The following is a 19,782-nucleotide window of genomic DNA, read 5'->3' on the forward strand; positions in this document are numbered from 1 at the left end:
TTCAGGCGGGCCGGGGCGGGACGGCGATGCCCGCCTCGCGCAGCCACCCGCCCAGGGTGATCAGCGGCAGGCCGACCAGCGCGGTCGGGTCGTCGCCTTGCATGCGCGCGAACAGGCTGATACCCAGCCCTTCCGACTTGAAGCTGCCGGCGCAGTCCAGCGGCTGCTCGAGTGCCACGTAGTGGTGGATCTCCTCCGGGGTCAGTTCGCGGAAGGTCACGGTAAACGGGACTTCGCCGGTCCGCGCCTGGCCGGTGGCGGTGTCCAGCAGGCAAAGGCCCGTGTGGAAGGTCACCGTCTTGCCCGACAGGGCCGCGAGCTGAGCCTCCGCGCGGCCCGTGTCGCCCGGCTTGCCGAGGATGCTGTCGGCGTGGCTGGCGTTCTGGTCGGAGCCGATCACCAGGTGGTCGGGATAGGCATCGGCCACGGCGCGGGCCTTGGCCTCGGCGAGGCGGGTCACCATGGCGTCGGGGCGCTCGTGAGGCCGGGGGGTCTCGTCCACCTTCGGGCGGGCGGTCTCGAACGGAAGGCGCAGGCGCCCGAGCAGTTCGGCGCGGTAGGGCGAGGTGGAGGCGAGGACCAGTTTGCGCGCGGTCTCAGTCATCGGCGTGGTCGATCTCGATCAGCGCATCGTCGGGATTGGCGGCCGCCCCCTTGGCGACGTTCACCGCAGTGACGGTGCCGGACACGGGGGCGGCGATCTCGGATTCCATCTTCATGGCCTCCAGCACCAGCACCGGCTGCCCGGCCTCCACGCGGTCGCCCTCGGCCACCAGGACGTCGATGATGGTACCGGGCATCGACGTGGTGACGTCGCCGGGGCGGGTCGCGCGCCGCGACTTCTTGCGGCTTCCACCCCCGCTCGGCGCGGCATGGCCACTGGCGGTCTCGATGGTATCCAGGGTCTCGATCTGGACCTCTTCCGGCATGCCGTCGACCGTCACGTACATCGGACGGGTGTCCTCCCGATGGTGGCCGGATCCGGTTACCTGGATGTGGTAGGTCTCGCCGTGGAAGGTCACGTTGAACTCCACTGGGGCCGGGCAGCCCGCCTGGGTGTTCTCCGGGAGGTTCAGCGGTTCCGGCTCGAGCGCGCCGTCGTGGCGTTGTTGCAGGAACTGGCGCCCCACCTCGGGGAACAGGGCGAAGGTCAGCACGTCCTCCGGCCCGCGGGCCAGTTCGCCGATCTCGGCGGCCAGCGAGTCCATCTCCGGGGCCAGGAGGTCGGCCGGGCGGCTGTCGATGACCTCGGCATTGCCGATGGCCTGTTGCCGCACCACGGCGTTGATGGGGCCCGGTGCACGGCCGTAGTGCCCGGTCAGGTACTGCTTCACCTCGTTGGTGATGGTCTTGTAGCGCTCGCCGGCCAGCACGTTCATCACCGCCTGCGTCCCGACGATCTGCGAGGTGGGCGTCACCAGGGGCGGGTAGCCGAGGTCTTCGCGCACCCGGGGGATCTCTTCCAGTACCGCGTCGAAGCGGTCCAGCGCGTTCTGGTCGCGCAACTGGTTGGCCAGGTTGGAGATCATCCCGCCGGGCACCTGGTTGACCTGGACGCGGGTGTCGATGCCGGTGTATTCGCTCTCGAAGCGCTGGTACTTCTTGCGCACCTCGTGGAAGTACATCCCGATCCGTTGCAGCGCGACGAGGTCCAGCCCGGTGTCGTGCCCGGTGCCGGCCAGCGCGGCGACCATGCTCTCGGTCGGCGGGTGGCTGGTACCGCCGGCGAAGGCGGAGATCGCGGTCTCGATATGCCGGCAACCGGCCTCGATGGCCTGCCAGTGGCACAGCTCGGACAGACCGGAGGTGGCGTGGGCATGCAGGTGGACCGGCACGTCCAGGGCCTCCACCAGCTCGGTGACCAGCTCACGGGTGGCGGTTGGCGTGAGCAGCCCGGCCATGTCCTTGATCGCGATGCTCTGCGCGCCCATGGCGACCAGCTCGCGTCCCAGGGCGACGAATTGTGTGGCCGAATGTACCGGGCCAGTGGTGTAGCAAAGTGTGCCCTGGGCATGGCCTCCGGCCTCGCGGGTGGCCTCGATCGCGGTGCGCAGGTTCCGGGCGTCGTTCATCGCGTCGAAGATGCGGATGATGTCGATGCCGCCGGCGACCGAGCGCTCGACGAAGGCGCGGACCACGTCGTCGGCGTAATGGCGGTAGCCCAGCAGGTTCTGGCCGCGCAGCAGCATCTGTAGCGGGGTGTTCGGCAGCGCGGCCTTCAGCTGATGCAGGCGCTCCCAGGGGTCTTCCTTCAAGAAGCGCACGCAGGCATCGAAGGTCGCGCCGCCCCAGACCTCCAGCGAGTGGAAGCCAATGGCGTCCATCTGCTCGCAGATCGGCAGCATGTCCTCGGTGCGCATGCGCGTGGCGATCAGGCTCTGGTGGCCATCGCGCAGGGTGACATCGGTGATGTGAACTCGATCCATGGTCATTCCGGTGTCCGTGCGGCGGGCTGGGGTCTACAACCCGTGGTGAGCGGCGAGGGCGGCCGCGACGGCCACCGCGAGCTGGCGATCCGAGCGCTTGCCGGGGAAGTGCGTGAGCTCGGGGTGCGCCGCGACAAATCCGGTGTCGAAGTGGCCGCTGCTGAACACCGGGTGGTCGACGATCGCCAGGTGGAAGGGGATGGTCGTCTTGACGCCGAATACGCCCATATCGCGTAGCGCACGGTTGGAGCGTGCCAGCAGGTCATCCCACTCCAGGGCCCAGCAGATCAGCTTGGCGCACATCGAGTCGTAATGCGGCGGGATGGTGTAGCCCGTGTAGATCGCCCCGTCGGTGCGCACGCCCGGTCCTCCCGGGGCGAAGTAGCGGGTGATGCGGCCGAAGCTCGGCAGGAAGTCGTTCTTCGGATCCTCCGCGTTGATGCGGAACTCCATCGCGTAGCCGCGCCGGGTGATGTCGGACTGGGCATAGCGCAGGGGTTCGCCGGCGGCGATGCGCAGCTGCTCCTGCACGATGTCCACCCCGGTGATCATCTCGGTTACCGGATGTTCTACCTGAAGACGGGTGTTCATCTCCATGAAATAAAAGGAATCGTCCGAGTCCATCAGGAACTCGACGGTCCCCGCGTTCTGATAGCCGACGGCCTTCGCGGCTCGCACGGCGAGCTCGCCCAGATGGTCGCGCTGGGCGTCGGTCAACTGCGGCGAGGGCGCGATCTCCACCAGCTTCTGGTGGCGCCGCTGGACCGAGCAGTCGCGTTCAAACAGGTGGATCGCCTGGCCGTGGGTATCGCCCAGGATCTGCACCTCGATATGCCGCGGATTGACCACGGCCTTCTCCAGGAAGATCTCGGTGCTGCCAAAGGCGCGGGTGGCCTCCGAGCGCACGCGTTCGAAGTTGTGCTCCAGGGCGCGCGCATCCTCGCACAGGCGGATCCCGCGTCCGCCGCCGCCGGAGGTGGCCTTCAGCATGACCGGGTAGCCGATGCGCTCGGCGACCTCGAGCGCGGCCGCGACGTCCTCCAGGTTGCCCTCGGAGCCGGGCGTGACCGGCACACCGGCCTCGATCATCGCCCGGCGTGCGGCGACCTTGTCGCCCATGCGGCGGATGACCGTGGCGTCCGGGCCGACCCAGATCAGGTTACGCGCGGCGCAGGCGGCGGCGAAGTCGGGGTTCTCCGAGAGGAAGCCATAGCCCGGGTGGATGGCGTCGCAGCTGGCGGCGCGCGCGACGCTGATCAGTCGGTGAATACTGAGATACCCACCCATGGAATCGGGGCCGATGGCGTAGGCCTCGTCCGCCTTCTTTACATGCAGGGCGTGGCGGTCGGCGTCCGTGTACACGGCGACCGAGATGATGCCCAGTTCGCTGCAGGCCCGGATCAGGCGCACGGCGATCTCGCCCCGGTTGGCAATGAGCAGCTTGCGAATCAAACGGAAGGCCCCGGACAGGTCGATGACTTCTCGAGTATCGACGTCGTTCGGGGTGGCTGCAAGTTTCTGTTTCGCTTTGACAGATCGCCCGCGCGCGCGTATATTCCGCGCCCTCGTTCCGGGGAGGCCCGAACGGTTTTCCCAAGAGTTTGTTATGAGTCGTATCCCCGTCTCTCTGGACCCGTGGCAACCGCGTGCCCGGCACCTCGAATTCGAGGGCGACCTGCGTCCCGAAGACCTGCCGCGACTGCGCGCCGACGCGTTGCCGGGACACCCGCTGCGGGTGCACGCGAAGTTCCTGCTGGAACGCGGGACACTGGACGAGATGCGTCTGAGCGGGGTTATCAGCGGCGAGCTGTGGCAGACCTGCCAGCGCTGCCTGCAGCCGCTGGCGTGGGAATTCCGTCTGGAGGCGGATGCGGTGCTGCTGCCGGCGGAGGGCACGCCGGCCGGCATGAGCGAGGATGACGATTTTGTCGAACTCGAGGCCGACGGCCTGTTGCGCCCCGCGGCCTGGATCGAGGAAGAGATCCTGCTGGCGTGGCCGCTGGTTCCGCGCCACGCGGATTGCGAGCCGGCTGCGGCGCCCGAGTTCACCGAGGGCGAACGCGGCGAGAACCCGTTTGCCGTGCTGGAACAACTGAAAAAGGGGGGCGGCCCGGACCGGGACGACCCGTGAAGCGAACGCGGTCGGGGCATTGCCCCCGCCGAACCGTTATACTTGCGCCCGTTTTGATACCGGGCTCACTCCCGTCGCCACGGGAATCTGATCAATCTGGAGATGCATCATGGCTGTTCAGCAACGCCGCAAGACCCGTTCCAAGCGTGACATGCGCCGCTCCCATGACGGGCTGACGGGCGCCACCCTGTCCACCGATCCGACGACCGGCGAGATCCATCGTCGTCACCACGTGACCCCCGATGGCTTCTATCGCGGTCGCCAGGTGATCCAGCAGGACGTCGAAGTCGACGAAGACGAAGATTAAGGTCCGGGTAATGACCGTCCCGGGGCCACGGCTGCGCTTGCACCGTGGCCTTTCCGCGTTTGAATCCGGCTCTGTCCCGGCCGGTCGTCGGACTCGAGCATGACTGCCAGCTTCACCATCGCACTGGACGTGATGGGCGGTGACCACGGCGCCCCCGTCGTACTGCCAGCGGCGCGTCGCGCACTCAAGGTGGCGGATGACTTCCGCCTGCTGCTGGTGGGCGACCAGGACACCATCGAATCGGGCCTCTCCGGCTGGTCCGCTGCCGAACGCGAGCGCGTCGAGATCGTGCACGCCAGTCAGGTCGTGGGCATGGAGGAACTGCCGGCGGTGGCGTTGCGCACCAAACGCGACTCCTCCATGCGCGTGGCCATCGACCAGGTCAAGAACGGCGCGGCCCAGGCCTGTGTCTCCGCCGGCAACACCGGTGGGCTGATGGCCACTGCCCGCTATGTGCTGAAGACCCTTCCCGGTATCGACCGCCCGGCCATTGCCACGGCATTGCCGTCGATGGAAGGGCACACCCACATGCTCGATCTGGGCGCGAACGTGGATGTCGAGGCCGCGCATCTGTACCAGTTCGCGGTGATGGGCTCGGTGCTGGCGAACGCCGTGGACGGCCTGGAGGCCCCGCGCGTGGGGCTGCTCAACATCGGCTCCGAGGCGATCAAGGGCAACGACCGGGTGCGCGAGGCCGGGCGCATGCTGGAGGCATCCAGTCTCAATTACATCGGCTTTGTCGAGGGCAACGACGTCTACTGCGGCGATGTGGACGTGGTCGTCTGCGACGGGTTCGTCGGCAATGTCGCGCTGAAGGTTAGCGAGGGCGTCGCCAAGATGATCTCCTCGAACATGAAGGCCGAATTCCGCGCCTCGCTGTATTCACGTCTGGCTGGACTGTTCGCCCTGCCGGTGCTGCGCCGCCTGCGCCATCGCTTCGATCACCGTCGCTACAACGGGGCCTCGCTGCTGGGCCTGCAGGGCGTGGTCATCAAGAGCCACGGCAGTGCCGACGAACTCGCCTTCGAGCACGCGATCCGCATCGCCCGCATCGAAGCGGAGGCGAACATCTCGCGGCGGATCGACAAGCAGCTGGGCCAGCTCCTCGGGCAGGAGAACAGCGAGTGAAGCATGCACGTATCAGCGGCACCGGCAGCTACCTGCCCGAGCGCATCCTGACCAATGCCGAACTGGAGGCGATGGTCGACACCTCGGATGCCTGGATCCGCGAACGCACTGGCATCCGCGAGCGCCACATCGTGGCGGAGAACGAGGTCACCTCGGACCTGGCGCTGAAGGCCGCGGAACGGGCGCTGGATGCCGCCGGCATTCGGGCCGCCGATCTCGACCTGATCCTGGTGGCGACCACGACTCCCGACCAGATCTTCCCCAGCACGGCGTGCATCCTGCAGGCCAAGCTGGGCGTGGGCGGCTGCCCGGCGTTCGACATCCAGGCGGTGTGCAGCGGTTTTGTGTACGCGCTGGCGACCGCCGACCGCTTCATGCAGAGCGACGAGATCCGGCATGTGCTGGTGGTCGGGGCCGAGACGCTTTCGCGCATCACCGACTATACCGACCGCGGCAATTGCATCCTGTGGGGCGATGGCGCGGGGGCTGTGGTCCTGTCGCGCTCCCCCGACCCGGGCATTATCTCTACCCACCTGCATGCCGACGGCCATCACAAGGGCTTGCTGGAGGTCCCGGGTGGCGTCTCCCAGCCGAATGACAATCCCGATCTGGAATTCATCCGCATGGAGGGCCGCGCGGTCTTCCGGGTCGCGGTGAACACACTGGACCAGATCGTTGACGAGACCCTGGAATACAACGGCATCGACAAGTCCGAACTGGACTGGCTGGTGCCGCATCAGGCGAATATCCGCATCATCCAGGCGACCGCGAAGAAGCTGAACATGTCCATGGACAACGTGGTGGTCACGGTGGACCGCCACGGCAATACCTCGGCCGCCTCGATCCCGCTGGCGCTGGACACCGCCGTACGCGATGGCCGCATCAAGCGGGGCGACCTGATCCTGACCGAGGCCTTCGGCGGCGGCTTCACCTGGGGTTCCGCGCTGATCCGGATGTAGCGCACGCATCAGGCTTGGGCGGGGGCTTCGCCTGCAGGCAGGCTCCCACAGGATTCATGCGGCGGTTCGCCGCAAGACGGGAGTCGACGACATGGGGCGCGAGATCGAACGCAAGTTCCTGCTGGCCAGTGATGCCTGGCGCGAAGGCGTGGTGCGCTCGCAGTACATGCGCCAGGGCTACCTGTGTGGCAACGATCGCGCCTCCATCCGCGTGCGGGTGGACGAGGAGGGGGCCAACCTCAACATCAAGAGCGCGACCCTCGGCGTGGAGCGCGACGAATACCAGTACGACATCCCGGTGGACGAGGCGCATCGCCTGCTGGATACCCTTGCCGGACCGCAGGTGGAAAAGACCCGGTACTGGGTGGACGTCCAGGGCTGGGAGTACGAGATCGACGTGTTCGAAGGCGCCAACGCCGGGCTGATCGTCGCGGAACTGGAGCTCCCGAGCAGCGATGCCGAGTTCCCGCGTCCCGAGTGGCTGGGCGACGAGGTCTCGCACGACCCGCGCTACTACAACACCGAATTGGCCCGGAACCCCTACCGCGAGTGGTCGGATGCCTCCTGAGCCCCACGAAATCTTCGCGCCGGACTGCCGTTCCTGCCCGCGGCTGGCGGCCTTTCTGGAGGACGTGCGGGCGAAACATCCCGAATATCACGCGGCGCCCGTGCCGTCCTTCGGCCCGCTGGATGCTCGGCTGCTGATCGTCGGTCTGGCACCCGGCATGCACGGGGCCAATGCCACCGGGCGCCCGTTCACCGGCGACTACGCGGGGGTGCTGCTGTACCAGACCCTGCACGAACACGGCTTTGCCAGCGCACCGGAGAGCACGCGCGTGGACGATGCCCTGGAACTGGTCGACTGCCGCATCACCAACGCGGTCAAGTGCTTGCCTCCACAGAACAAGCCGACCACCGAAGAGATCCGCACCTGCAACGGCTTCCTTGCGGCCGAGATGACGGCGATGCAGCCGCGGGTGATCCTGGCGCTGGGCAAGATCGCGCACGATGCCATCCTGCGCGCGAAGGGCCTGCCGCTGTCCAGCCTGCGCTTTGGCCACGGTGCCGAGCACGCGCTGGACGCGCACACCCGCCTGGTCGACTCCTACCACTGCTCGCGCTACAACACGCAGACCCGGCGCCTGACCCCGGCGATGTTCCACGAGCTGTTCGCCCGGATCCGCGGCCACCTCGATTAGCCTTCCGGCCCGGAAGGTCTGCCCGGTGCCCTCAGGGCCTGCGTCCGGGGTGGCCACCCGGATCGCCACGCACCTGCGGCCCTCGCGATGACGCTGTGCTTCCCCTGTCATTGCGAGGCCCCGCAGGGGCCGTGGCAATCGGTCAGTTTACGGGCAGGGCCGAGCTCCCCGCCTACGGGCAATGGAAATGGCGGCAGAAATGCGCCCGGATCCCATCAACGGTTTGTGCGTCGAGCTTCGCGTATTGATGAGTGATCAGACGGCTACTGAGCGTGAATATCTTGTCGTAGCGAACCCAGCTGGTCTTGGGAAGTGAACCCTCCAGCAACATGTTCGGGTTCACTTCTATTGCATGAGTCTGGTTTGGCGACGATGTGACGGCGAGCGCAGCGAAATCGCCGAATCGATCGATCTCGGAGAGGACGAGAACAGGCCGGCGTTTTCGAGTGGTCAGGTCCGAAAAGGGAAAGGGGATGGCAACGATAGCTCCCGGCTCAGCGGTCATCCCAGACCTCGTCCTCGGGATTTTCCCAGATCGATCCGAGAGCAGTTTCCTGGGCTTTCTTGATGTCTTCGCCAGGCGTGTCACTCAGACCGTGCTTGGATTCCAGATAACCAATGAAGTCCAGAACTTCGCGTGAAAGGGGCTCGGGCAGGCGTTTGACCTCTTCATAGATCTGTTCGGCGATATCCATGGCTCGGTCCTCCCGGTACGTCGCCTCGAGTGGCGAAGACTTATAAGTAATGGCATCAAGGATATCCCGAATGGTATCGGCTGCGCACGGGGCTATGCCGGAGGGTGGGGCAGTTCCGGTATCCTGATGCGACCATGAGTACCCCCGAGACCGGATTCGATCACAAGGCCTTTCTGCAGTCGCTGACGCAGTCCCCCGGCGTGTACCAGATGCTGGATGCGTCGGGGGCGGTGCTGTATGTCGGCAAGGCGCGAAACCTGAAGAGCCGGGTGGCCAGCTATTTCCGTGGCAGCGATGACCGCGGCCCGCGCATCCGCTCGATGGTGCGGCAGATCGCGGATATCCGTGTGGCGGTGACGCACACCGAGGCCGAGGCCCTGCTGCTGGAGGCCAACCTGATCAAGCGCCACCGGCCGCGCTATAACGTGCTGCTGCGGGATGACAAGAGCTACCCCTACATCTACGTGTCCAACCAGGACTATCCCCGGCTCGGGTTCCACCGCGGTGCGCGCAAGAAGGGCGTGCGTTACTTCGGGCCGTACCCCTCGGCCGGGGCGGTGCGCGAGAGCCTGGCGCTGCTGCAGAAGCTGTTCCAGGTGCGCCAGTGCGAGGACAGTGTGTTCGCGCATCGTTCCCGCCCCTGCCTGCAATACCAGATCGGGCGCTGCACCGCCCCCTGTGTCGGCTACATCGAGCCGGAGGACTACGCCCGCGACGTGGAGGCTTCGGTGAAGTTCCTCGAGGGCAAGAGCGAGGCGGTGGTCGCGGAATTGATGGAGCGTATGGAGGCGGCCTCCGCGCGCCTGGATTTCGAGCACGCGGCGCGCCTGCGCGACCAGATCGCGCGGTTGCGCCAGATCTCCGAGCAGCAGTTCGTCTCCGGCGGCGAGGGCGATGCCGACGTATTCGCGCTGGCGCAGGAGGCGGGGGCCTGCGCGGTGGAGATCTTCTTCGTGCGCAACGGGCAGAATCTCGGCAACAGCGAGCTGTTCCCCAACGTGCCCGAGGCCACGGATACGGACGAGATCATGGCCGCGGTGCTGGCGCAGTACTACGCGGAGCGCGAGCCCCCGGCGCGCATCCTGCTTTCGCACGAGCCGCAGGGTGCGGAGGCACTGGAGGCCTTTCTGGCGGAACGTCGTGGCGGGAAGGTCGCGCTGGCGTGGTCGCTGCGCGGCGAGCGGGCCCGCTGGCTGGACATGGCGCGGCGCAACGCCGAGCTGGCGCTGAAGACCCGCATCGCCAGCCAGGCCGGGCAGACCGCGCGGCTGGATGCCCTGACCGCCGAGCTGGGGCTGGAGGAGGCACCCCGGCGCATGGAGTGCTTCGATATCTCGCACACCGGGGGCGAAGGCACCGTGGCCTCCTGCGTGGTGTTCGGGCCGGAGGGGCCGATCAAGTCGGACTACCGCCGCTTCAATATCGAGGGGATCGAGCCGGGCGACGACTATGCGGCCATGCATCAGGCGCTCAGCCGGCGTTTCGCGCGGCTGAAGAAGGGCGAGGGCCAGGAACCGGATATCCTGTTCATCGATGGCGGCAAGGGCCAGGTGACGCAGGCGCTGAATGTGCTGGCGGATCTTGGGCTGGACCACATCAAGGTGGTGGGCGTGGCCAAGGGCGAGGAGCGCAAGCCGGGGATGGAAACCCTGATATTGAGCGGGGTAGAGGCGCCCTCTATACTCCCCGCGCATTCCGGCGCGCTGCATCTGATCCAGCAGATCCGCGACGAGGCCCATCGGTTTGCGATCACCGGACACCGCGCCCGCCGCGCGAAGGCTCGCAAGGAATCGACCCTGGAGGCCATTCCGGGGCTGGGGCCGAAGCGGCGCAGCGTGCTGCTGAAGCACTTCGGCGGCCTGCGGGGCGTCAGCCGGGCCGGGGTCGAGGAGCTGACCAAGGTGCCGGGGATCCATCGGCGCCTCGCGCAGTCGATCTACGACCAGTTTCACGAGAGTTAAGGAAACACTGATTAATGTGCACGCTCGCGTTGGCACCTCAGGTTTTCCGAGACAAGGCGCGGTGCGCAGCCGGTAGTGGTTCTACCGGCAAGTGCCGCAACGCAGGATCGGGGAACCTGGGGTGCCAACCCCGAAGGGGCTCCGGCGTTGCGGTTTGCTTGTGCAGAATGACTGCACGGTGGTCACTGCGCATTAGACGCACGCAAAAGCGACTCGCGCGCGAGCGTGCACATTAATCAGTGTTTCCTTAAGCTAGTGCCATGTTCCCCCAACTGCCCACCTGGCTGACCTGGTCGCGGATCGTAATGATCCCCTTGCTGGTGGCCGCGTTCTACGGCCTGGAGATGCCGCTGGGCGGCGTCCTGGCCGCCATCATCTTCGCGCTGGCGGGCCTGACCGACTGGCTGGATGGCTATCTGGCCCGGCGCTGGGAGGTGACCAGCCGGTTCGGCGCTTTCCTGGACCCGGTCGCGGACAAGCTGATCGTGGCCGCGGCCCTGGTGCTGGTGGTCGATCACAACCCGGGACTGGGCCTGGCACTGGCCGCGATCGTGATCATCGGGCGCGAGATCGCCATTTCCGCGCTGCGCGAGTGGATGGCGGAGATCGGCGGCAGCGCCAAGGTGGCGGTGTCCTGGGTGGGCAAGGTGAAGACCACGGCCCAGATGGTCGCGATCTTCCTGTTGCTCTGGGCGGAGCCGATCGCCGGGCTCCCCACCTTCGTGATCGGCGAATTGCTGTTGTATCTGGCCGCGGCGCTCACGCTGGTCTCGATGATCCAGTACATGCTGGCTGCCGCGCGAAGCAACTGACGCGCGGCGCAATCCCTTCTAGTCGGCGTCCCTGACGCCACGCGACAAGCGGCGCCCACCGGGCGACCCGGTGCGTTCCGCCGCGCCGGGGTTTGGCGATACACTGCGATGATCGACCACGTGTCGCCCGCGGGAGCGCCCATGCCTGGCCCCCAGCTAGACCTCGACAACATCCAGACGCTGGAGGCGCTTCAGGGGCTGCTTCCCGGCTTCGTTTACCAGCTACGTAGGGAGGCGGACGGGCGTTTCTCCTATCCCTATGTTGGCGAGCTGGCGGAGCACTGGTTCGGCGTGGACCGGGAGTCACTGAAGGTTGACGGCGCGCCGCTACTGGAATGCATCCATCCGGACGACCGCGAGCGAGTGGTGCGATCCACGATAGCCACTGAGGAAGATGGGGCGCACGCGAGCATGGAGTTCCGCATGCGGTGTCGCGGGGGCGGCGAGATGTGGCTGTCCGCCTACGACACCGCACGGCGCCTCGACGATGGCTCCGTGGTCTGGACCGGCTTTGCCACCGAGGTGACCGAGCGCAAGCAACTGGAGGCTTCGCTGCGTCAGAGCGAGGCGAAGTTTCGCGCCTTCGTGGAGACGGCCAGCGACGTCATCTACTCGCTACGCCCCGATGGCGTGCTGAGCTACGTATCGCCCAACTGGACCGAAAACCTGGGGTACCCGATCAGCGATGCCATCGACCACGCCATTGATGAGTACGTCGCGCCGGAGGATCTTCCGGCCTGCTACGCCTTTCTCGAGGGAATCGCCCGTACGGGGCAGAAAGCCTCGGGCATCGAGTATCGAATCCGTCATCAGGATGGGCATTACCGCTGGCACACTAGCAACGTGTCGCCGGTGCTGGACGAGAAGGGTCGCGTGACGGAGTTCCTCGGTATTGCGCGTGACATCACTGATCGCAAGGTAACCGAGGAGCAGATGCAGAGACTGGCTCATTACGACCCGCTCACGGACTTGCCAAATCGCACTCTTTTTTACCAGATCCTTGATCACGAACTGACAGGGGCTCGCCGCGGCGGGCAGCCGGTAGCCCTGATGTTCGTCGACCTCGACGAATTCAAGCCGGTGAATGATCAGTATGGCCACGCGGTTGGGGATCTCCTGTTGCGTGCGGTGGCTCAGCGTCTGGCGGGTGCGATACGCGAAAGCGACGTGGCTGCGCGCATTGCGGGGGACGAGTTCGTGGTGATGCTGCCGCGCTTCCAGTCGGCGCAGGAGAGCCGGGCACAGGCCGCCGTGATTGGCGAGAAGATTCGGGCGGCCCTGGCCGAACCGTTCGACTGCGACGGCGTCGAGGTGCGGATCTCCTGCAGCATCGGGATTGCGCTGTTTCCGCTGGATGCGGCCGACGGACCGGACTTGTCGCGGGCAGCGGATGCCGCGATGTATGTCGCGAAGAATGCCGGACGCAACCAGGTGGTGGTGTTTGACCGCGCGGTGCATGGCGCCGGGGCGATCGGCTACCGCGGGTATTGACCTGCCGGGAATCTGCGGTAGAATACGCGCCGATAACGAAGAGCGGGAATAGCTCAGCTGGTAGAGCACAACCTTGCCAAGGTTGGGGTCGCGAGTTCGAATCTCGTTTCCCGCTCCAACAGATTCCTGAAACCCCGGTTCCGCCGGGGTTTTCTGTTTCGGCCCGCGCAGATGCCCGTGCGTTCGCGGACCGGAACCCACCCGATACAGGCTGGGTGGCAGAGTGGTTATGCAGCGGACTGCAAATCCGTGTACGCCGGTTCGATTCCGACCCCAGCCTCCATCATTGCAGTAGCTGCAAAAGGCCGCCCCCGGGCGGCCTTTTGCGTGGTCGGGATTGTCCCGCGTGATGACGCCCGGCATGCTCGGGGCACCCCGGGGCGTGCGCGAGGGTCGGCCCGGGAGCCATTCATCAGCGGCGGTCCGTCCGCCCGATCGGGGATCAGGCGATGGACGATCCATCCAGCGGCGGTGCTCATGCCGAAGCGGCACAACTGCAGGCCCGCAAGCGCCTCGTATACCTGGTGGCGCTGGCGGGCGGGGTGGCGATCTTCCTGCTGAGCTGGTCGATCCGCGGTCCCGGTGATCCGTTCCCGGCGTACCTCTATCCGCTCTTTGCCGCACTGCTGGCGGGCCTGTGGTTGACCCTTTGGCGCCGGCCCGACTGGCTCGCGCGGCTGGAGCCCTGGATGCTGGCTCTTGTTGCCGCGATCGTCCTCTCGCGGCTGGCCTGGCATTTTCATGCGGGGGGTTCCCTGGACGACCGTCTTCTGGTCCTGGCCGGCGGGCATTACTGGGCGGTGGGTATCGTGATCCTCGCGGCGTTCGTGATGCTGGATCACCGCGCGGGTCTGCGCGCGGGGCTGGCTATCCTGATCATTGCGTCGCTCATCGCCCTGGCCGGGGTGATCGGAGAGGCCCTGGACGGGACGCTTGCCACCGAGACCGCGGTCTATCTGCTGCGGGTGCACCTGTTCCTGGGCGTGCTGTTGGTGCTGGCCAGTATTGCCATCTCGATGCGTGACACGGTGAAGGATGCCCTGGTCCGGTCCGAGGCCATGGCGCGGGCCGCGCGCACCGACCCCCTGACCGGACTTGCGAATCGCCGGGCCGCGGAGGCCTTTCTGGACCGCCAGGCCGCGGCCGTGGCGCGTTACTGGCATCCCGTCGCGGTGATCGGCATGGATATCGACCACTTCAAGGCCGTGAACGACGCGCATGGTCACGCCTGTGGAGATGCCGTGATCGAGGGTGTGGCGCGTCGACTGGAGGCCAACCTGCGCGAGCCGGATTTCGTCGCCCGCTGGGGCGGGGAGGAGTTCCTGATCGTGGCGCCGGAGACCTCAGCACACGAGGCGCAGCAGTTGGCCGAGCGCTGCCGGGCGGCCCTGGCTTCCGAGCCGATTGCGGGGGTACCGGTCACCGGTTCGTTCGGGATCACGGTATTCCGCGCGGGGGATACGCGGGACGATGTGCTGGGGCGCGCGGACAACCTGATGTACGGGGCCAAAGCAGCCGGCCGGGATCGCGTGCTGGTGGAATAGGCGGGATTCCGGTGCCGGCGCGCAGCAGGATCAAAGCCGTGGCACTATGCTGGAGGCTATACCGCCCAGGGAGTTCGATTAACGTGTCGGACGAGTATGCAATGCCTCCGGGCGCCGGTCTGACTCGATCCCGTAAACCGGCGCAATGTCGTAGGCCATGGACGGCCCTCGTGGGGGCGGCGGCCGCGTGCTTGCTGGCAATGCTGCCCGCGGGGCAGGCGTTCGCCGAGGCGGACCTGCGGGTAGGCGTGTACGACAACGCGCCCAAGGTCAGCGTGGACGCGCAGGGCGAGGCCGGTGGTCTTTTCGTGCACCTGCTGGACTCCATTGCGCGGCGTGAACACTGGCAAGTCGAGTACATCCCCTGCGAGTGGGCCCAGTGCCTGCTGGACCTGCGCGAGGGCCGGCTGGACCTGATGCCGGACGTGGCCCTGACCGAGATGCGCGACGAGTTTCTCGACTTTCACCAGATCCCGGTCGTGCAGGGCTGGAGCCAGGTGTACGCCTTCCCGCAATCCGGCTTCAGCAGCCTGGAAGCGCTGGGTTCGCGGCGGCTTGCCGTACTGGGAGGCTCCGTGCAGGAAAGCCATCTGCGCCAGGAGCAGATGCGCAATCCGAATCTCGAGTACGAACTGGTCACCTTCACCAGCCTGCCGGCGGTCCTGGCGGCGGTTCTGGAAGGCGAGGCCGCCGCGGCGGTCAGCAACAACTTCTACGGTCGCCAGCATGCCAGGGCCTTTGGTCTGGTGGAGACCCCCATCACCTTCGGCCAGGTGGGCCTTTATTACGCAGCCACGCCGGAGCGGCATGGCGAGTACCTGGCCGTGATCGACGCCTATCTGGAGCAATGGAAGCCCCTGGCGGATTCGCCCTACCAGCGGGCCCTTGCCGAGACCCTGCTGGCGGATGATTCGCCCGGGTTGCCGGGCTGGGTCCGCTGGGCGTTGTTTTCCGCGCTGGGCCTGGTGCTGCTCCTGGCGGTCGCGGGACTGCTGTTGCGCTGGCAGGTGCGTCTACGTACCCGGGAGCTGGCGGCCGCCAACCAGCGGCTGGAGCATGTGATCGACAGCGGCCCGACGGTGATCTATCAGCTCGCCTCCTCGGATCTCACGCCACAGTGGGTGAGTCCCAACATTCAGCGTCTGTTCGGGGTTGATCCGGCTGCCGCGCTGCGCCCCGGCTGGTGGGAACAGCAACTGCACCCCGAGGATCGGGTCGGTGCCCTGCAGGAGAATCAGCGGCTGCTGACCGACGGCGAGGTGGTGCGCGAATTCCGGCTGTTTGATGGCTGGGGCAAGCTGCGCCACGTGCGCGACGAGATGCGGCTGGTCCCCGGCGCGAGCGGTCGGGGCGAGCAGGAAATCGTCGGCGCCTGGACCGATCTGACCGACAGCATCGAGCAGAAGGAGCAGCTGCGCCAGATCTCGCACTTCGATACCCGTACCGGGCTGCCGAACCGAACGCTGCTGCAGGATCGCCTCGGGCACACGGTGGAGCGCGCGATGGCCGATGGCGAGGCGCGCTGGGTGGTGCTGCTGGACCTCGACCGCTTCCGCAACGTCAACGAGACCCTGGGGACCTCGGCGGGCGATACCGTCTTGCAGGGGATCGCGCAACGCCTGGGCCAGACGCTGACACCCCAGGACACCATCGCGCGCGTCGGCGCGGACGAATTCTGCCTGATTGTGGAGACCCCGGAACACGACGGTCTGGAAGCCTTCATGCAGACCCTGCTGGATACCCTGCGCGCCCCCTTCGAGACCTCGGGGCGCAGCCTGGTTCTCACCGTGAGCGCGGGGGTGGCCTGCTTCCCGGGCGACGGCCAGACCCGGGAGGAGCTGCTGACCGCGGCCGAACTGGCCATGCAGGCGGCGCGGGCCCGTGGCGGTGACGGCTGGTGCGCTTACACCCCGGAGATGGGCGCCCTGACGGAGCACCGACTGTTTCTGGAAAACGACCTGCGCCAGGCCATCGCCAACGAGGAATTCGTGCTCCACTTCCAGCCCCAGTTCGACCTCGCCAGTGGCGAGTGTGTGGGGGTGGAGAGCCTGGTCCGCTGGAACCATCCGCGCCGCGGCATGGTATCCCCCGCGGAGTTCATCCCGCTGGCGGAGGAGACGGGGCTGATCGTATCGATCGACCGCTGGGTGCTGGAAGCGGCCTGTCGCCAGCTCGCCATCTGGGACACGGCGGGCCGACACATCCCCATGATGGCCGTGAACCTCTCGGCCCGCGAGCTCCATGACGAGGCGCTGGTTGCGACCGTGCGCGAGACCCTCGAGCGCCACGGCATCGCCCCGGAACGTCTCGAGGTCGAACTGACCGAGACCATGATCATGGAGGACCCGGAACGGGCCCTGGCGATCCTGCGCCGCCTGGACAACCTGGGGGTCCGACTGGCCATGGACGACTTCGGCTCGGGATACTCCAACCTGGCGCACCTGCGCCGCCTGCCGCTGCATCGCCTGAAGGTCGACCAGTCCCTGGTGCGCGACATCGGCCACTCCCGCCACAACGAATCCATCATCCGCGCCATCATCGCACTGGCCGCCGCCCTGGAACTGGACCTGATCGCCGAAGGCGTGGAGGAAGAACCCCAGCGAAGCTTCCTGCTGCGCGAAGGCTGTGCCACCGGCCAGGGCTACCTCCTCGGCCGACCCGCCCCCGCCAACCAATTGTTTCAGACCTGACGCGCGGACTGCGCATCGAGCCACACGCTTCACCTGGCCCGCCCGACCGAAGCGGCAACGCCACGCCATGTAGGAGCGGCCTCGGCCGCGAAGCCCCTGCCCGCGTGAGCATCACCCCGACCCTCTGGAGCGACCCACGGCCCACGATCGAGAGTAGCTGGACCCTCGTGGGTGGCTGCCGCGATTTCGGCGAAATAGAAAAATATTCCATCAAAAACTACCGCTAAGAGATCGAAATCGACCGCTCACGGAAATCTTGGCCACGCGGCTGGAAATCCGCACCGGTTCTGTTAGCTTGTGCCTCGGGGCAAGGAAGCCCCAAAAGGGTCGTCCAGGAAGGGAATCCGGGGCGGCCCTTTCTCGTTCCGCACCCCGGAACCCCGAGTCACAATCCTGTCCTTCAGGTGGTGCCGAACTATCGTCCAGGCGTGCAGCAGTTTCCCCGGGTCCAGTGGAGATGCCTGTGATGCCCACGGTCTCCTGCACGATGGCGAGCGTGAAGTCGCGCTCACCGGTCATCCCGGAAACCGCGCAGCAGTTATCCGGGATCTCGATGATTGGGGCTGCCTCGACGCGGGCGATCCCGGCTCTTCGCTTCGCTCCGGCCTGGATGACAGGGCAGGGGCGAGGACCACGGATGGTCGCCAAAGTGGATGTCCCCCAGAATTGGCCCGGGGCGGTTCAACTCGCGTTGGCACCCCAGGTTTTCCGAGACAAGGCGCGGTACGCAGCCTGAACCGCCCCGGGAAATTCGGAGGCTTTTTCCTGTGAGAGGATAGAGCCATGAAGACTGGGACACGAGACTCCCCGGAAGTCCGCGAGCGTGCGGTACAGATGGTCCTGGACCTGCAGAATCAACACGAATCGCAATGGGCGGCCACGGTCTCGATTGCCGCCAAGGTCGGCTGCACGACCGAGACCCTGCGGCGCTGGGTGCGCCGGTATGAGCGCGACCACGGGATCCATGAGTGCGTGACCACCGCTGAGCATGAGCGCATCCGGGAACTGGAACGCAAGGTCCGTGAGTTGCGCTAGGCGAAGGAGATCCTGCGCAAGGCCTCAGCGTTTTTCGCGCAGGCGGAGCTCGACCGCCCACCGCGGAAATGGTCGCCTTCATCGATGCCCACCGGGAGGACCACGGGGTCGAGCCGATCCGCATGGAGTAGTGTGCTGAGTTGTGTGCAGAAGCTGGCAGGAGGTGAGCGGCCATGGTATTCGGGTTGGTTAGCGACCACCGGAACCCCTCAAGGAGGGCGAGACCATGACCACTCACAAGAGCCAGGCTACTGCGGATCGCACGTCACTGCGAGCGTTATTGGGGACAGACGAGGAACTGATGCGCACGCTGGTGCGCGAGGCGGTCCAGCAGGTCCTGGAGGCCGAGATGAGCGACCAGCTCCAGGCGGCACCGGGCGAGCGCACCGAGGGCCGCCTGGGCTACCGGGCCGGGTACTACCCGCGCACCCTGATCACGCGCGTGGGCAAGCTGGAGTTGCGGGTCCCCCGGGACCGCAACGGCCAGTTCTCCACCAGCCTGTTCGAGCGCTATCAGCGCTCGGAGAAGGCGCTGGTCTCGGCCCTGATGGAGATGTATGTCCAGGGCGTGTCGACGCGCAAGGTCAAGGCCATCACCGAGGAGTTGTGCGATCACGGGTTCTCGGCCTCGGCGATCTCGACCATCAACCGGGGGCTGGACGGCCGCCTGGCGGAGTTCGCGTCGCGGCGCCTGGAGGAGCCCTGCCCCTATCTGATCCTGGACGCGCGCTACGAGAAGGTCCGCGAGGGCGGTGTGATCCGGTCCCAGGCGGTACTGATCGCTATCGGTGTCAACTGGGAGGGCCGGCGTCAGGTGCTGGGGGTGGAGCTGGCCAGTCGCGAGAGCGCGAGCAGCTGGCGCGCCTTCCTGGAGCGGCTACGCGAGCGCGGGCTGAACGGGGTCGAACGGGTGGTCAGCGACGAGCACGCAGGGCTGCGCCGGGCCATCCTGGAGATCCTCCCGGAAGCGGTATGGCAGCGCTGCTATGTGCACTTCCTGCGCAACGCCCTGGACCACCTGCCGCGCAAGGCCGACGACGACTGCCTGCAAGAGCTGCGCTGGCTCTACGACCGCCGGGATCTGACCGAGGCCCAGCGCGATCTGGCGGCCTGGCTGGAGCGCTGGCAGGCGAAGTATCCCCGCCTGTGCGACTGGGTGGAAGACAACATCCAGGAGACGTTGACGTTCTACCGCCTGCCGCGGGCCCATCACAAGCACATGAAGAGCACCAACATGCTCGAGCGGCTGAACGAGGAGATCCGGCGCCGGACCCGGGTGGTCCGGATCTTCCCCAACACCCACAGCTGTCTACGCCTGGTACGGGCCCTGGCCGTCGAAATCCACGAAGGCTGGCTGGAGGACAACCGCTACCTGAACATGGATCTGCTCAAAGAGCACAAGAA

At 66.6% G+C, this 19,782-nt stretch carries 17 protein-coding genes, 2 tRNA genes, 1 pseudogene and 1 other annotated feature; of the genes and pseudogenes, 15 read left to right on the top strand and 5 right to left on the bottom strand.

Going from position 1 to position 19,782, the window contains the following annotated elements:
• Window position 1: 1 nt before the first annotated feature.
• Genes D106_RS0113625 through D106_RS0113635 form a run of 3 tightly spaced genes read right to left on the bottom strand, consistent with a single transcriptional unit; the run spans window position 2 to window position 3,878 of the window.
• A complete protein-coding gene (locus D106_RS0113625; RefSeq protein ID WP_018880372.1) occupies window positions 2–604 on the bottom strand; it encodes a nucleoside triphosphate pyrophosphatase in 603 nt (200 codons plus the stop codon).
• Window positions 597–2,426 carry a sodium-extruding oxaloacetate decarboxylase subunit alpha gene (oadA, locus tag D106_RS0113630; RefSeq protein WP_018880373.1) on the bottom strand — a complete coding sequence of 610 codons (1,830 nt, stop codon included), beginning with the start codon at window positions 2,424–2,426 and terminating at the stop codon, window positions 597–599. Before oadA ends, D106_RS0113625 begins: the two co-directional genes overlap by 8 nt.
• A gap of 33 nt (window positions 2,427–2,459) precedes the next feature.
• A complete protein-coding gene (locus tag D106_RS0113635; RefSeq protein WP_018880374.1) occupies window positions 2,460–3,878 on the bottom strand; it encodes an acetyl-CoA carboxylase biotin carboxylase subunit in 1,419 nt (472 codons plus the stop codon).
• A gap of 154 nt (window positions 3,879–4,032) precedes the next feature.
• On the opposite strand from D106_RS0113635, the gene D106_RS0113640 reads away from it, so the two are divergent.
• The 6 genes from D106_RS0113640 (at window position 4,033) to D106_RS0113665 (ending at window position 8,150) form a co-directional block, all read left to right on the top strand.
• Window positions 4,033–4,557 carry a DUF177 domain-containing protein gene (locus D106_RS0113640; protein ID WP_018876407.1) on the top strand — a complete coding sequence of 175 codons (525 nt, stop codon included), beginning with the start codon at window positions 4,033–4,035 and terminating at the stop codon, window positions 4,555–4,557.
• A gap of 109 nt (window positions 4,558–4,666) precedes the next feature.
• A complete protein-coding gene (gene rpmF, locus D106_RS0113645; RefSeq protein WP_017942094.1) occupies window positions 4,667–4,864 on the top strand; it encodes a 50S ribosomal protein L32 in 198 nt (65 codons plus the stop codon).
• A 99-nt stretch (window positions 4,865–4,963) separates the two neighbouring features.
• Window positions 4,964–5,992 carry a phosphate acyltransferase PlsX gene (gene plsX / locus D106_RS0113650; RefSeq protein WP_018866173.1) on the top strand — a complete coding sequence of 343 codons (1,029 nt, stop codon included), beginning with the start codon at window positions 4,964–4,966 and terminating at the stop codon, window positions 5,990–5,992.
• The gene (locus D106_RS0113655; protein WP_018866174.1) at window positions 5,989–6,951 is read left to right on the top strand and encodes a beta-ketoacyl-ACP synthase III; all 963 of its coding nucleotides are present in this window, start codon (window positions 5,989–5,991) and stop codon (window positions 6,949–6,951) included. Before plsX ends, D106_RS0113655 begins: the two co-directional genes overlap by 4 nt.
• Window positions 6,952–7,042: 91 nt before the next feature.
• Entirely contained in the window at window positions 7,043–7,519 is a 477-nt protein-coding gene (locus tag D106_RS0113660) for a CYTH domain-containing protein (RefSeq protein ID WP_018880375.1), read from the top strand.
• Window positions 7,509–8,150 (top strand): uracil-DNA glycosylase, encoded by a 642-nt coding sequence (locus tag D106_RS0113665; RefSeq protein WP_018880376.1) that lies wholly within the window; start codon window positions 7,509–7,511, stop codon window positions 8,148–8,150. The genes D106_RS0113660 and D106_RS0113665 overlap by 11 nt, the downstream gene beginning before the upstream one ends.
• Before the next feature lie 172 nt (window positions 8,151–8,322).
• Here the strand turns inward: D106_RS0113665 and D106_RS0113670 are convergent, their stop codons facing one another.
• Both D106_RS0113670 and D106_RS0113675 read right to left on the bottom strand, forming a co-directional pair.
• A complete protein-coding gene (locus D106_RS0113670; protein ID WP_018880377.1) occupies window positions 8,323–8,655 on the bottom strand; it encodes a type II toxin-antitoxin system PemK/MazF family toxin in 333 nt (110 codons plus the stop codon).
• Window positions 8,645–8,845 carry a DUF2281 domain-containing protein gene (locus D106_RS0113675; protein ID WP_018876411.1) on the bottom strand — a complete coding sequence of 67 codons (201 nt, stop codon included), beginning with the start codon at window positions 8,843–8,845 and terminating at the stop codon, window positions 8,645–8,647. The genes D106_RS0113670 and D106_RS0113675 overlap by 11 nt, the downstream gene beginning before the upstream one ends.
• Window positions 8,846–8,979: 134 nt before the next feature.
• On the opposite strand from D106_RS0113675, the gene uvrC reads away from it, so the two are divergent.
• From uvrC to D106_RS0113725, 9 genes and pseudogenes are all read left to right on the top strand, one after another.
• Complete coding sequence (uvrC, locus tag D106_RS0113680) at window positions 8,980–10,806, top strand: excinuclease ABC subunit UvrC (protein WP_018880378.1); 1,827 nt, start codon at window positions 8,980–8,982, stop codon at window positions 10,804–10,806.
• Between the two features lie 260 nt (window positions 10,807–11,066).
• Window positions 11,067–11,618, top strand: a complete 552-nt coding sequence (pgsA, locus tag D106_RS0113685; protein ID WP_018880379.1) for a CDP-diacylglycerol--glycerol-3-phosphate 3-phosphatidyltransferase — start codon at window positions 11,067–11,069, stop codon at window positions 11,616–11,618.
• 141 nt (window positions 11,619–11,759) lie between these two features.
• The gene (locus D106_RS0113690; protein ID WP_018880380.1) at window positions 11,760–13,109 is read left to right on the top strand and encodes a sensor domain-containing diguanylate cyclase; all 1,350 of its coding nucleotides are present in this window, start codon (window positions 11,760–11,762) and stop codon (window positions 13,107–13,109) included.
• A gap of 42 nt (window positions 13,110–13,151) precedes the next feature.
• Window positions 13,152–13,227 (top strand) — tRNA-Gly (locus D106_RS0113695).
• A gap of 91 nt (window positions 13,228–13,318) precedes the next feature.
• Window positions 13,319–13,392, top strand: a tRNA-Cys gene (locus D106_RS0113700).
• Between the two features lie 166 nt (window positions 13,393–13,558).
• Entirely contained in the window at window positions 13,559–14,653 is a 1,095-nt protein-coding gene (locus D106_RS0113705; protein WP_018880381.1) for a diguanylate cyclase, read from the top strand.
• Window positions 14,654–14,853: 200 nt separating this feature from the next.
• Window positions 14,854–17,343 (top strand): EAL domain-containing protein, encoded by a 2,490-nt coding sequence (locus tag D106_RS0113710; RefSeq protein ID WP_018880382.1) that lies wholly within the window; start codon window positions 14,854–14,856, stop codon window positions 17,341–17,343.
• A 783-nt stretch (window positions 17,344–18,126) separates the two neighbouring features.
• Window positions 18,127–18,497: pseudogene (locus tag D106_RS14365) on the top strand (transposase); the annotation flags it as partial.
• Window positions 18,405–18,499 (top strand) — a sequence feature (AL1L pseudoknot). (Overlaps the previous pseudogene by 93 nt.)
• Before the next feature lie 105 nt (window positions 18,500–18,604).
• A partial coding sequence (locus D106_RS0113725; RefSeq protein ID WP_038045964.1) for an IS256 family transposase occupies window positions 18,605–19,782 on the top strand: 1,178 nt, incomplete at its 3' end.

This window comes from Thioalkalivibrio sp. ALE9 (assembly GCF_000377445.1).
Lineage (GTDB): Bacteria > Pseudomonadota > Gammaproteobacteria > Ectothiorhodospirales > Ectothiorhodospiraceae > Thioalkalivibrio.

Excerpts from the sequence above, each read along its gene's own strand:
- D106_RS0113625 (WP_018880372.1), bottom strand. The coding sequence starts at position 604 with ATGACTGAGACCGCGCGCAAACTGGTCCTCGCCTCCACCTCGCCCTAC.
- oadA (WP_018880373.1), bottom strand. The coding sequence starts at position 2,426 with ATGGATCGAGTTCACATCACCGATGTCACCCTGCGCGATGGCCACCAG.
- D106_RS0113640 (WP_018876407.1), top strand. The coding sequence starts at position 4,033 with ATGAGTCGTATCCCCGTCTCTCTGGACCCGTGGCAACCGCGTGCCCGG.
- rpmF (WP_017942094.1), top strand. The coding sequence starts at position 4,667 with ATGGCTGTTCAGCAACGCCGCAAGACCCGTTCCAAGCGTGACATGCGC.
- plsX (WP_018866173.1), top strand. The coding sequence starts at position 4,964 with ATGACTGCCAGCTTCACCATCGCACTGGACGTGATGGGCGGTGACCAC.
- D106_RS0113660 (WP_018880375.1), top strand. The coding sequence starts at position 7,043 with ATGGGGCGCGAGATCGAACGCAAGTTCCTGCTGGCCAGTGATGCCTGG.
- D106_RS0113665 (WP_018880376.1), top strand. The coding sequence starts at position 7,509 with ATGCCTCCTGAGCCCCACGAAATCTTCGCGCCGGACTGCCGTTCCTGC.
- D106_RS0113670 (WP_018880377.1), bottom strand. The coding sequence starts at position 8,655 with ATGACCGCTGAGCCGGGAGCTATCGTTGCCATCCCCTTTCCCTTTTCG.
- D106_RS0113675 (WP_018876411.1), bottom strand. The coding sequence starts at position 8,845 with ATGGATATCGCCGAACAGATCTATGAAGAGGTCAAACGCCTGCCCGAG.
- uvrC (WP_018880378.1), top strand. The coding sequence starts at position 8,980 with ATGAGTACCCCCGAGACCGGATTCGATCACAAGGCCTTTCTGCAGTCG.
- pgsA (WP_018880379.1), top strand. The coding sequence starts at position 11,067 with ATGTTCCCCCAACTGCCCACCTGGCTGACCTGGTCGCGGATCGTAATG.
- D106_RS0113690 (WP_018880380.1), top strand. The coding sequence starts at position 11,760 with ATGCCTGGCCCCCAGCTAGACCTCGACAACATCCAGACGCTGGAGGCG.
- D106_RS0113705 (WP_018880381.1), top strand. The coding sequence starts at position 13,559 with ATGGACGATCCATCCAGCGGCGGTGCTCATGCCGAAGCGGCACAACTG.
- D106_RS0113710 (WP_018880382.1), top strand. The coding sequence starts at position 14,854 with ATGCTGCCCGCGGGGCAGGCGTTCGCCGAGGCGGACCTGCGGGTAGGC.